Genomic DNA, 12123 nt, shown 5'->3' with positions numbered 1-12123 from the left:
GGACGCCTTCCCCGCGGATCTTCCCGGGCTGGACGGGCGCCCCTCCTTGCCGGGCGGGGCCGACCGCTGCGGCAGGATGACCCCGTGCCCACCGCAGACTCACCTTCCGATTCCATCACCGATCCGGCCGCGATGCGCGAGCAGTACCGCTCCGAGCCCTTCACCGAGGACTCGCTGGCCGCCGACCCGATGCAGCAGTTCGCCCACTGGTTCCGGCAGGTCGCCGTCGGAGGGCTGCTGTACGAGCCCAACGCCATGGTGGTCTCCACGGCAACGCCCGACGGCCGGCCTTCCTCCCGCACGGTGCTGCTGAAGAAGTACGACGACCGCGGCTTCGTCTTCTTCACCAACTACGAGTCCCGCAAGGGCCGCGAGCTGGCCGCCAACCCGCACGTCTCGCTGCTTTTCCCCTGGCACCCCATGGCCCGCCAGGTCATCGTCACCGGCACCGCGTCCCGTGTCGGCCGCGAGGAGACCGTGGCCTACTTCCGTACCCGCCCGCACGGCTCCCAGCTCGGTGCCTGGGCGAGCGCCCAGTCCACCGTGATCGGCACCCGCACCGAACTGATCGCACGCTACGAGGAACTGGCCGCCCGCTACCCCGAGGGCGAACACGTCCCCGCGCCCCCGCACTGGGGCGGCTTCCGTGTCGTCCCCGCCACGATCGAGTTCTGGCAGGGCCATGAGAACCGGCTGCACGACCGGCTGAGGTACGTGCGCGAGGGCGAGAGCTGGCGCGTCGAGCGCCTCTGCCCTTGAGGGTCTGTTCCGAGTTCGCCCGCGGCGTCGCGGCGTCGCGGCGTCCGGCACCGTGGCCTCCCGCGTCGTCGTCGTTCGCCGACGCCCCGCGTCGACTCCCTTCTCCGCCCTGGATTCGACCGCACCGGACGCCGCTGCTTGCTCCCCGGACGAACTCGGAACAGGCCCTGGCGGCACGCCGCGCGGCGGGCGTTCCGCGGCGGAAACGCAGAAACCCGCAGGCTCTGGTCCCTCCTCACGGAGGAGCCGGCCGGACTTACCGGCGAGCCTGCGGGTCGGTGACTGCTTGGGATTGGCCGATGACCGGCCTGCACTGCGAAGAGCGCGGCAACGGGCGTCAGCCCGCAGCCACCTCACGAGTCCGAGAAGAAATCACTTTTCGGAACACCTCCTTTCACGTGTGGCAGCAGCCTATGAAGGCGTGGAGCGGGGCTCAACCCATTTATTTCGGCGGCGGAGAACTGGGAAGCCGGAAGCCGGGGCCCGAAGCCGGGCGCCGGTGGCCGGGAGCCGGATCGGGCCGGTCCCGCCACGCCCGGCAAGCCGCGGCGGGGCCGGCCATGACAGGACCGGCCGCGGCGGGATCGGCCATGACAGGACCGGCCGTGGCGGGATCGGCCGTGGCGGGATCGGCCGTGGCGGGATCAGCCGTGGCGGTAGAAGATGCGGTCCCGGTACTCCGTCATCACGCGTCCGTTCCATTCGTGGCCACCGTCCACGTTGCCGGACCGCAGCAGCGGCGGCTCGATGCCGCGCGCCACGAGCCGCTCCGCGGCGGCGGCCATCATGGCCTGCATGATCGCGCTGGTGACCACGGTCGACGCGGGCGCGAACGGCGCCTCGATGCCCTCGGTGGTCAGTTCCGCGTCGCCGATGGCGATCTTGCTGTCGAGCACGATGTCGCAGTGGTCCCGCAGGAAGCCGCCCGAGGAGTGCCGGGACCGGGTGCCCTCCGCGTATGCCACTGACGTGACACCGACGACCTTCAGCCCGAGGGCCCGCGCGTTCATCGCCATCTCCACCGGGAGCGCGTTGCGCCCGGAGAGCGAGATGATCACGAGGAGGTCGCCCTCCCGGGCGGGGCTGGAGTCGAGCACCGCGCCCGCCAGACCGTCGACCCGCTCCAGGGCCGAGCCGAGGGTCGCGGGCATGACGTCGACGCCGACCGTCCCCGGTACCGTCAGCAGGTTCATCAGGGCGAGCCCGCCCGCCCGGTAGACGACGTCCTGTGCGGGCAGCGAGGAGTGCCCGGCGCCGAAGGCGAAGAGCCGGCCGCCTGCGGCGACGGTGTCGGCGATCGCGGCACCGGCCGCCGCGATGTTCCCGGACTCCTCGTCGCGCACGCGCTCCAGCAGGCCGATCGCGGCGTCGAAGAACTGACCGGCCGGCTTGCTGTCGCTCATCGAGGAGACCCTTTCCGCAGGGGGAGAAGTGTTCACGGGATGTCCATGGGGTGTCGTGCCGCGGATCACGTTGCGGTCTGGACCAGTGGCCTGTCAATACCGTCTCCGCCGCTTCACCGCATGCTGTTCGACCGGCTCGGCACGGTTGTCAGCGGTATGCGTCAGAATTGGTGCAGGGCCAGCGCACGACGTTTTCCTGTCACAGCACCGAGGGGCACGAATGTCCGGACTGATCGACACCACGGAGATGTATCTCCGCACCATCCTCGAACTCGAAGAGGAAGGCGTGGTCCCCATGCGCGCCCGGATTGCGGAACGGCTGGACCAGAGCGGCCCGACCGTCAGCCAGACGGTGGCGCGGATGGAGCGCGACGGCCTGGTGCAGGTGGCGGGCGACCGCCATCTGGAGCTGACCGGTGAGGGGCGCCGCCTCGCCACTCGCGTCATGCGCAAGCACCGGCTCGCCGAATGCCTGCTCGTCGACGTCATCGGGCTGGAGTGGGAGCAGGTCCACGCCGAGGCGTGCCGGTGGGAGCACGTGATGAGCGAGGCGGTGGAGCGGCGGGTCCTGGAGCTGCTGCGCCACCCCACGGAGTCCCCGTACGGGAACCCGATCCCGGGCCTGGAGGAGTTGGGCGAGAAGGCCGAGGCCGACCCGTTCCTCGACGAGGGCATGGTGAGCCTGTCCGAGCTCGACCCGGGGGCCGAGGGCAAGACCGTGGTCGTGCGCCGGATCGGTGAGCCGATCCAGACGGACGCCCAGCTGATGTACACGCTGCGGAGGGCGGGCGTGCAGCCCGGTTCCGTGGTCAGCGTGACCCAGTCGCCCGGCGGGGTGCTGGTCGGCAGCAGCGGGGAGGCCGCGGAGCTGGATGCCGAGATCGCCTCGCACGTGTTCGTGGGCAAGCGCTGAGTCGTGACCGGTGCGGCCGGGGGATCCCCTCGGCCGCACCGGGTGCCGTACCTCGACAGGACGCCGGAGCGGAGCCCGGCGTCCGCTTTTCTGTTTTGGCATTCGCTTTTTTTGTTTTTCCGTCCGGACCGCAGCGCTTGGACGGGGCACGTGCCAGGCTGTGGCTCCAGGCATGCCTGAGAGTGTCGGCACTCGGCCGCGCGGCCGGGGAGGGAGCAGGCGCATGCGCCCGTCGAACTGGCACGTCCGCCCCACCCAGCACGTCTGTCCTGTCCCCTCCATGCGGCCCGCCCGGCACGTCCGGCCTCTTCGGCGCATCCAGCCCGTCCGGTCTCCTGGCGCGTCCGGCCCGACGGGTCCGCTCGGCCCGAACAGCAGAGGGCCCCGGCGCCTGCGGACGCCGGGGCCTGTCCTCCCCTGCTTCGACCCGGAGCCCCGAGCTCCCAGGGTCGGTCCCCACGGGCCCTCATCCCCGAGTGGCCCGCCTCCCGGGGAAGGTCTCCCCTCCGACATCGGCGCCAACCCTCGGGGCCGGTCACTCGAACGAGGGGTGTTGGTCGGCGGAACCCCGTTTTCGAATAAAGGTTCGATAGTCTGCGTGCGTGTGACCACACGGTGATCGAGCGGGACCGAGCGGTGATCGAGGACGAGAAGGGGGTGCCAGAACCTATGGCGCGGCGCATCGATGTGACCGGGGCCGATGGCGTACGTCTCGCGGCCTGGGAGTTCGCCGAACCGCCCAAAGGGGGCGCGGAGGGCGAGCGGCCCCCCGGCGTACTCCTGCTCCACGGCCTGATGGGCCGGGCCGCGCACTGGGCGTCGACCAGCCGCTGGCTCGCCGCGCGGTACCGCGCGGTGGGCCTCGACCAGCGGGGTCACGGCCGCAGCGAGAAGCCGGCCGAGGGCCCGTACACCCGGGACGCGTACGTTGCGGACGCCGAGGCGGCGATCGAACAGCTCGGACTCGCCCCCGTCACCCTCGTCGGGCATGCCATGGGGGCGCTCACCGCCTGGCAGGTCGCCGCGAAGCGCCCGGACCTGGTCCGGGCCCTGGTCATCTGCGACATGCGGGCCTCCGCGCTCGGTGCGGCCTCGCAGCGGGAGTGGGAGGAGTGGTTCGCGTCCTGGCCGGTGCCGTTCGCGACGCTCTCCGACGTACGGAAGTGGTTCGGGGAGGACGACCCCCGGGTGGAGCGGCCCAACCCGGCGCGCGGCGACTTCTTCGCCGAGGTGATGGCCGAGCGGGCGGACGGCTGGCGGCCCGTCTTCTCCCGCCGCCAGATGCTCCGGTCCCGTGCGACCTGGGTGTTCGACGCGCACTGGGAGGAGCTGGCCCAGGTCCGTTGCCCGGCCCTGGTGCTCCGGGGCATCGACGGGGTGCTCGGCCGGGCGGAGGCTCAGGAGATGGTCCGCGTGCTTCCGCGCGGGCAGTACGCGGAGGTGGCCGACGCCGGTCACCTCGTCCACTACGACCAGCCGGAGGGCTGGCGCGCGGCGGTCCAGCCGTTCCTGGAGCGGTTTGCCGAGGGCCCCCGGGGCGACGGCGACTCCACGAACTCGCCTCCCGGTGAGCGGGCCCTGACGGACTGAGCGGGCCATGGCGGATCTGAGGACCGTTGACGGCCCGGCCCCGGATCCGGGCCCGGGCCGGGAGTGTCGGGGCCGGCCCAGGGCGCACCCGGGCCGGCCCGTGACGTGCCGGACCTGGGCAGCGGGCCGTGACGACCCCGGCTCCAGGGTCTGTCGTCAAGGCGGCGTCGTTCGGCCGGAAGCCGGGCAGTTCGGCGTCCGGTGTGCGTGATCGCAAGGAGGAAAATCGCCCTCGTACCGGATGTACGGGGACGACTCCGACAATGCCGCGAGCGTGCGGACCGGGTGCCGCACGGCAGGCGACAGTTGGACAGAACACCTAGTGCCGCGGCAGGCAACGTTTGCCCGTCAAGGAGCGCGTCCGGTACGTGCTCTCGGTGTGCCGGCCGGAAGCCCTCGTACTGGATGTACTTGGGATTTCGGCCGGTGCGGCGAGAGGGCGTGCCGGGCGTCGCGACGGGGCGAACGTTGCCTGATGCGGCACTAGCCCTTGCTGACCGCCGCCAGGATCTCCGGGAGCCGGTCCGCCGTGCGCGGTGCGGCGAGCCGCAGCCCCGCCCAGAGGATCAGCGCCCCGTACACCACGCCCGCGGGCAGCAGCGCCCACAGCCACTCGTGCCGGTCGGTGACGCTCAGCCAGACCGTCGCCGTGATCACGGGCGCTCCCAGGACCATGGCCGAGATCATGCCGCCGAAGATCGAGATCCAGGCGAGTCCGGCCTGTCCCGGAGCCACGTTCTTGAACGCCCCGTCCTGCGGAATCGAGTACGGGAACAGCGCCGAGGACACCGCGCCCGTCCCCAGCATCCCGCCCAGCAGGGCGAACGACAGCCCCAGCGCCCCGGGGAATGCCGTCCAGTCGCCGACCATCGCCGCTGTCACCACCGTCACCACGGCCGTGAACGGCAGGGTGATCAGCAGCAGCGCCAGCGCCCGCGCCCGCAGTTCGACGTACGCGTCGCGGCGGGAGGAGATCGTCAGCGCCACCATCCAGAACGCGGAGGTGTCCTGGCCGAACTGGTTGTACATCTGGACGCCGAGCATCCCGGCGGCCAGGCAGGCGAAGTAGACCGAACCGTTGCCTTGCAGCGCGTTGACCACCGGCACGATCAGCCCCACCGCCAGCGCGGTGACCCAGGACGCCTTGGTCTTCGGATCGCGGGCGATGTACCGCAGGCTGCGCTCCATCACCGTTCCGGTGCGTCCGGCGGGCAGCAGGGCGGCGAGCCCGAAGCCGCCCCGCCCGGCCTTCTCACGGGTCGGCGCGGCGGCGGCCAGGGTCGAACCGTCGGGGGCCGTCATCAGCTTCACCAGGCTGCGCTGCCACAGCCACAGCAGGAGGACGAACGCCGCCAGGGACAGCAGGAGCTGCGCGGCGGCCTGCCCGTAGAGGCCCCGCGAGGCCGAGTCCACGGAGCCGATCGCCGAGGCGGGCGGCAGCCAGCGCACCACGTCGGCCACCGGCGCGAGCGCGGACAGGCCGCCCGCCTCGCCCAGCCGCTGCGCCCCGAAGTTGACCACCTGGAAGCCCACCGCGATCACCAGTCCGCTGAGCACCGCCAGGTCGCGGCCCTTGCGCGAGGTCAGCAGGCGGGAGTTGGCCGTGGCCACGGCCCGGGCCAGGGCCACGCACACCAGCAGCGCGAGCGGCGCGGCGACCACGGCGAACGCCGCCCCGGCCGCCCCGTGCGCCACCGCGATGACCGAGCCGAGCACCAGGCACAGCGTGAACAGCGGGCCGATCCCGATCAGCGACGCCACCAGCAGCGCCGTGATCAGCGGACGGGGACGCAGCGGCAGCATCACCAGACGGCTCGGGTCGAGCGTCTCGTCACCGGCGGCGAAGAACAGCGGCATCACCGCCCAGGCCACCGCCAGTACCGCGGCCGTCAGCACGACGACGGAGTCGACGTGCGCGTTCCCGCGCAGCAGGATCAGCCCGAGCAACTGGCTCGCGGCGAACAGCGCGGCGAAGACGATGGAGGTGATGTACGCGGCGCGCCGGCCCGCCGACTGGCGCAGCCCGTTGCGCAGCAGCGCCAGCTTGAGCCGCACGAAGACGGGGACGAGCGCCGTGCGTCCGGTCGCGGCGGGCCGGACGGCCGCGGCTCCCGCAGGGGTGTCGAGCACGCTCATCGGTCGCCGCCCAGCCAGTCCAGGGACTCACCGGCGGTCCGCGAGCCCGCGCCGACCAGTTCGAGGAAGGCGTTCTGCAGGGAGGGTGCGTCGCCGCGCACCTCGGCCAGCGGGCCCTGGGCCCTGATCCGGCCCGCGGCCATGACGGCCACCCAGTCGCAGAGGGACTCCACCAGTTCCATCACATGGCTGGAGAAGACAACGGTCGCGCCCGAGTGCGTGTACCGCACCAGTACTTCGCGGATGGTCTGCGCCGACACCGGGTCGACGCCCTCGAAAGGCTCGTCCAGGAACAGCACTTCGGGGTTGTGCAGCAGCGCGGCGGCGAGCCCGATCTTCTTCCGCATGCCGGTCGAGTAGTCGACGACCAGCTTGTGCTGGGAGCCCGCCAGGCCGAGGACGTCGAGGAGTTGGGTGGCCCGCTTGTCGACCTCCTCGCCCGGCAGCCCGCGCAGTCGCCCGGTGTACGCGAGGAGTTCGCGCCCCGAGAGGCGTTCGAAGAGGCGCAGCCCCTCCGGGAGTACGCCGATCCTGGACTTCACCTCGACCGGGTCGCGCCACACGTCGTGGCCGCCGATCTCTATGCGCCCCTCGTCGGGGCGGAGCAGCCCGGTGATCATCGACAGTGTGGTGGTCTTGCCCGCGCCGTTCGGCCCCACCAGACCGATGAACTTGCCCGCGGGCAGTTCGAGATCGATCCCGGCGACCGCGGTCTGCTGCCCGAACCGCTTCCACAGCCCCTGCACGCGAACGGCGGGCGGTGCCACCGGCACTCCGCTCGCCGTTCCCGTTTCCCCCGGCCGGACTTCTCTTTCGGTCTGTGCCCGGTCCTGCATGATTCCTTGCCTTTCGTCGCCCCGTTTGTACGGACAGCTTACGAAAGGTGTGCGCGGGTCCGCTCCTGCCTACGAAACGTGTGCTCGGCTCCGTCGTCGCCCACGGGAAGCGCGCTCGGGTCCGTCGTCGCCCACGGGAAGCGCGCTCGGGTCCGTCGTCGCCTGTGCGAGGCGCGACCGGGCGTCGGCCGCTTCTCGCGCGCAGGCGTAGGCGAGCGGGCCGATGACCTCCTCCACGTCCGGCAGCCAGCGTTGGGCGGACGTGGGGCGGCGGGCCCACTGGACCGCGCCGCGTCCGCCGACCCGGGTCGGCGGAGCGGTCACGCAGCGGCCCTCGCCGTGGCCGACGAGGTCGATCGTGGCGGCCCGCCAGCCCAACTCCCTGACCAGGCCGTCCGTCTTGGAAGCCGCGCCCGGAAGGACGAAGAAGAACATCCGCCGGTCCGGGGTGCGGGTGACGGGGCCGAGCGGCAGTTCCATCCGCTCCATCCGGGCCAGGGCGAGGAAGCCCGCGGACTCCGGTACGTCGAGCGCGTCGAAGGAGCGGCCGGTGGGCAGCAGGATCGACGCCGTCGGGTGCTCGGACCACATCCGGCGGGCGGCAGAGCCGCTGGCGGTGGCGCGTTCCGCCCAGTCGGCCCCGGCGGGATGGGCGCCGGGCGAGGCGCAGTCGGTGTCGCCGCAGGAGCACCGCTCCGTGCCGTCCCCCGCCTCCAGCCAGGTACCGGGACAGACGTCCCAGTGCCGTTCCTCCGCGTATCGCACGGCGGCGTCGAGCAGTTGCCCGCCCCTTTGCAGGGGGATGTGCGTGGCCTGCGCGGCACCGGCGCTCTCCCGTTCCACGCCGGGCACGTGACCACGGCCGGCCGCGGGGACACCGCCGGGTACGCGCCCGTCGTCGGGCTCCGCGGTCCCGGTCCGCTGCCGGACTCCGACGAGATCTTCCACTCCGATGGGCTCTTCCATGATCGGCACAACTCCCGCCACCGGCCGGGGTTACGGGCGTACCGGGCGCGGCCACGGCGTACCGATCCGGTGAACGGGGCGCATGGATGCATGGGCGGGGGCGCGCGCGAGACGCCGCCCGGCCGGTCGGGTAGCCATGTACCGGCGAGGCCGCGACGACCGTCCGCGGCAACGCCGGAGGGGCGCCCGCGGCATCGTCGGAACGGCCGGCCTCCGTCGTGTGGCGACAGGAGTGACAGGTAATGACAAGGAACGGCAAGGAAAAGCAAGGAACAGTAAGGAATACGACGGACGTGACGAACACGATGAATGTGCGCATTTTCCGTGCAATCGCCGGGCATTGATCCGCTCATCGATCTCTGCGGCCTCTGGGGGAAACATGGCAGCCAGGCCTCTCGTCGCCCGCCAGCCGAACGAACGGCTCCAGGCGCTCATTCAGGAAGCCGGATGTTCCAACGCCGGCCTTGCCCGCCGGGTCAACATGGTCGGCGCGGAGCGCGGCCTCGACCTGCGGTACGACAAGACCTCCGTGGCCCGTTGGCTGCGCGGACAGCAACCGCGCGGCAGGGCACCGGGCATCATCGCCGAGGCGCTCGGCCGCAAACTGGGCCGTACGGTCACGATCGACGAGATCGGCATGGCCAACGGCAAGAACCTGGCGTCCGGCGTCGGTCTCCAGTTCGCCCCGACCGTCATCGGCGCGATCGAGCAGGTCTGTGAGTTGTGGCGGAGCGACGTCGGCCGTCGCGACTTCCTCTCGGGTTCGACGGTCGCCTCCTCGGCCCTGGTCGAACCCAGCCGCGACTGGCTGATCACCGGCGCCGACCCGCAGGTGGCGCGGACCGCCGGGGCGCGGGTCGGGATGTCGGACGTGGCCGCGGTCAGGGCGATGACGTCCGCGCTGGTCGACCTCGACCACCGGTTCGGCAGCGGGCACGTGCGGCCGGTCCTCGTGCATTACCTGAACAGCGTGGTGTCCGGGCTGCTTTCGGGTGCGTACCGCGAATCGGTCGGACGGCAGCTGTTCGCCGCGGTCGCCCGACTCACCGAACTCGGCGGGTACATGGCGGTCGACACGGGCCAGCCGGGGCTCGCCCAGCGCTACTACATCCAGGCACTGCGGCTGGCCCAAGCGGCGGGCGACCGGGCGTACGGCGGATACGTACTGGCCGCGTCGATGAGTCATCTCGCCGCCCAGCTCGGCAATCCGCGGGAGATCGCGCAGCTGGCGCGGGCCGCGCAGGAGGGGGCGCGCGGGCACGTCACCCCGCGCGCGCAGGCGATGTTCCACGCCGCGGAGGCGCGCGGCCACGCCCTGCTCGGCGACGCCCGCACCTGCCAGGCCGCGGCGGGCCGGGCGTCGGCGGCCATGGATCTCGTCGATCCGGACACCGGGGACGACCCGGACTGGATCGCGCACTTCGATCACGCCTATCTGGCCGACGAGTTGGCGCACTGCCACCGCGACCTCGGCCAGGCGGAGGCCGCCGCACGCCGGGCGAAGGAGGCCCTGGACGGTCATCCGGAGTCCCGGGCGCGCCGACGTGGCATCGGGCTGGTGCTTCTGGCCACCGCCCAGGTCCAGTTGCGCGAGGTGGAGCAGGCCTGCCACACCGGCACCCGGGCCATGGAGCTGCTGGCATCGGTGCGTTCGAGCCGGGGCGCGGAGTATCTGGACGACCTGCAGCAGCGTCTGGTCCCGTACGGGGACGAGGCGGCAGTACGGGAGTTCGGGGCGCGTCTGGAGCTCCAGGCGGCCTGACCGGCTCCGCCGGTTCCGCGCCCGTCCCGCGTCGCTTCCCTGACGTCCCGCGTCGGTTGCCTGCGTCGTCCTGCCTCGGTTGCCTGCCGCCCTGTGCCCGTTCCCTGTTGTCCCAGGTTGTCCGACGGTCCTTCGCCCGTGTCGCGTGGGCGCCGGTGCCCGGCCTCTGTGAATGGGGTGGTGAGTGACCGGACACGCTTGGCGGACGGCGGGGGCCACCCGATAGCGTGAGCCGACGATTCCGTAGGTTCACATGTAGGAGTCCCGGTGACGCAGAGCGGACAGGGTGACGAGCGGCAGCTCCCTGCTGTACGGCCCGCGCACGAAGGTGTCGTGCTGCCCGCGGGTGGCGGCGAGCCCTGGATACCAGGAGGGCCCGGCGAGCAGGGCACCCCGGCGGGCGGTCAGCCGTGGGGGCAGGCCTGGGGGCCGCAGGCGGCGCACCCGGACGCCTCGTCACTGCCGCAGCAGGCCACTCCGGGACAGGGTCCGTACGGGCACGATCCGTACGGGCAGGCGCCGCAGGGGCAGTCGTACGGGCAACCGCTGCCCCCGGCGCAGCAGCAGCCCCCGCAGCATCATCAGCACCACCAGCCGCCTCAGATTCCACAGCAGCCGTCGCAGCCGTACGCCCAGCCCCTGCCGCCCGAGGCGGTGCCCCATGCGGGCGGGGACGCGGACGCCACGCAGTACATCGCGCCGGTGCCCGGCGGGCCGGTGCCCGGCGGACTGCCGCCGGAGAACCCCGCGGAGGCCACCCAGTTCCTTCCCCACGGTACGCAGCCGCAGCAGCAGCCGTACCAGCAACAGCAGCAGCCCGCGCACGGCGGCGACGCGGAGGCGACCCAGTACATCCCGCCGGTTCCCGGCGGCGCCCCGTACGGGATCAGGCCCGGCGCCCCGGGTGACCGTCAGCCGCCGGCCGAGTTCGACAACCTGTTCCGCGAGGGCGGGACGGCCGGGTCCACCCAGCAGATGCCCCGGCTCGCACCCGCGCAGCAGCACCCGGGCGGCGGCGCCCATCAGGCGCCCCCGGCGCCGCGACCGGGGTATCAGCAGGCGGACGAGCCGCAGGGGCGGGCCGCACCGCGCAAGAAGCGCGCGCACGTCACGCTCATCGCGACGGTCGTCGCCGCCTGTGCCGTCGTGGGGCTCGGCGCCGGTGCGCTGATGAGCGGCGGCGACGGCAAGGGCGACGACGACAAGCAGCCCGTGGCGGCCACCGGTTCGCCGTCGAACGAGGCCCCCCAGCAGCCGGCCGAGGACCCGGTGAAGACGCAGGCCGAGGCGCTGGACAAGCTGCTGGCGCACAGCAACAACAGCCGTTCCGCGGTCATCGGCGCCGTCGAGAAGACCAAGAACTGCCAGGACCTGGACCAGGCCGTGACGGACCTGAAGGACGCGGCCCGGCAGCGCCGCGATCTGGTGACCCAGCTCGAACAGCTGAGCGTCGACAAGCTGCCGGACCACGAGCGGCTGACCGCCGCCCTCACCAAGGCGTGGCAGGCGTCCGCCTCCGCCGACGACCACTACGCCGCCTGGGCCGAGCAGGCCAAGCAGGGCAAGAAGGTCTGCAAGCACGGCAAGGCCCGCACGACGTACCAGACGCAGCAGGCCACCGTGCGCAGTGGCGAGGCGAGCAAGGCGAAGCAGCAGGCGTCGGAGCTGTGGAACGTGATCGCGTCCAAGCACGGACTGACCCGGCGGGAAGCGGTCGACCTCTGAGGAAGGCGGCCGGCCTCCGACGGCGGGGCGCGC

The 12123-nt window shown here is 72.4% G+C and carries 9 protein-coding genes and 1 pseudogene; 5 read left to right on the top strand and 5 right to left on the bottom strand.

Annotation, left to right across the window (positions count from 1 at the left end):
* The first annotated feature begins 132 nt into the window (after window positions 1-132).
* The gene (pdxH, locus tag ACFYY6_RS03015) at window positions 133-759 is read left to right on the top strand and encodes a pyridoxamine 5'-phosphate oxidase (protein WP_351524194.1); all 627 of its coding nucleotides are present in this window, start codon (window positions 133-135) and stop codon (window positions 757-759) included.
* 644 nt (window positions 760-1403) lie between these two features.
* On the opposite strand, the gene ACFYY6_RS03010 is transcribed toward pdxH, so the two are convergent.
* Window positions 1404-2162: an SIS domain-containing protein gene (locus ACFYY6_RS03010; RefSeq protein ID WP_351524183.1), complete on the bottom strand. Its 759-nt coding sequence runs from the start codon at window positions 2160-2162 to the stop codon at window positions 1404-1406.
* Window positions 2163-2382: 220 nt separating this feature from the next.
* Here ACFYY6_RS03010 and ACFYY6_RS03005 point away from each other — a divergent pair, with 220 nt between their 5' ends.
* Window positions 2383-3075 (top strand): metal-dependent transcriptional regulator, encoded by a 693-nt coding sequence (locus ACFYY6_RS03005; protein WP_073785569.1) that lies wholly within the window; start codon window positions 2383-2385, stop codon window positions 3073-3075.
* Window positions 3076-3744: 669 nt separating this feature from the next.
* Window positions 3745-4665, top strand: a complete 921-nt coding sequence (locus ACFYY6_RS03000) for an alpha/beta hydrolase (protein ID WP_351524193.1) — start codon at window positions 3745-3747, stop codon at window positions 4663-4665.
* A 483-nt stretch (window positions 4666-5148) separates the two neighbouring features.
* Here the strand turns inward: ACFYY6_RS03000 and ACFYY6_RS02995 are convergent, their stop codons facing one another.
* The 3 genes and pseudogenes from ACFYY6_RS02995 to ACFYY6_RS02985 form a co-directional block, all read right to left on the bottom strand.
* Window positions 5149-6801, bottom strand: a complete 1653-nt coding sequence (locus tag ACFYY6_RS02995) for a transporter (RefSeq protein WP_351524182.1) — start codon at window positions 6799-6801, stop codon at window positions 5149-5151.
* A complete protein-coding gene (locus ACFYY6_RS02990; RefSeq protein WP_351524181.1) occupies window positions 6798-7637 on the bottom strand; it encodes an ABC transporter ATP-binding protein in 840 nt (279 codons plus the stop codon). The genes ACFYY6_RS02995 and ACFYY6_RS02990 overlap by 4 nt, the downstream gene beginning before the upstream one ends.
* Before the next feature lie 171 nt (window positions 7638-7808).
* Window positions 7809-8489 (bottom strand): annotated as a pseudogene (locus tag ACFYY6_RS02985) (bifunctional DNA primase/polymerase); the annotation flags it as partial.
* 493 nt (window positions 8490-8982) lie between these two features.
* Here ACFYY6_RS02985 and ACFYY6_RS02980 point away from each other — a divergent pair.
* Entirely contained in the window at window positions 8983-10365 is a 1383-nt protein-coding gene (locus ACFYY6_RS02980) for a transcriptional regulator (protein WP_351524179.1), read from the top strand.
* A gap of 249 nt (window positions 10366-10614) precedes the next feature.
* Here ACFYY6_RS02980 and ACFYY6_RS02975 read toward each other — a convergent pair whose 3' ends face one another.
* Window positions 10615-10809, bottom strand: coding sequence for a hypothetical protein (locus ACFYY6_RS02975; RefSeq protein ID WP_351524195.1), 195 nt, complete (start codon window positions 10807-10809; stop codon window positions 10615-10617).
* Between ACFYY6_RS02975 and ACFYY6_RS02970 the strand changes: the two genes are divergently transcribed.
* Window positions 10729-12090 (top strand): hypothetical protein, encoded by a 1362-nt coding sequence (locus ACFYY6_RS02970; protein ID WP_388648766.1) that lies wholly within the window; start codon window positions 10729-10731, stop codon window positions 12088-12090. The genes ACFYY6_RS02975 and ACFYY6_RS02970 overlap by 81 nt on opposite strands.
* Window positions 12091-12123 lie beyond the last annotated feature (33 nt).

Origin of the sequence: Streptomyces sp. NPDC001750 (assembly GCF_042892615.1) — a bacterium.
In the GTDB taxonomy this organism is placed as follows: domain Bacteria; phylum Actinomycetota; class Actinomycetes; order Streptomycetales; family Streptomycetaceae; genus Streptomyces.
Note: the sequence above shows the minus strand (reverse complement) of the source record. Positions and strands in the feature narration are given on the sequence as shown.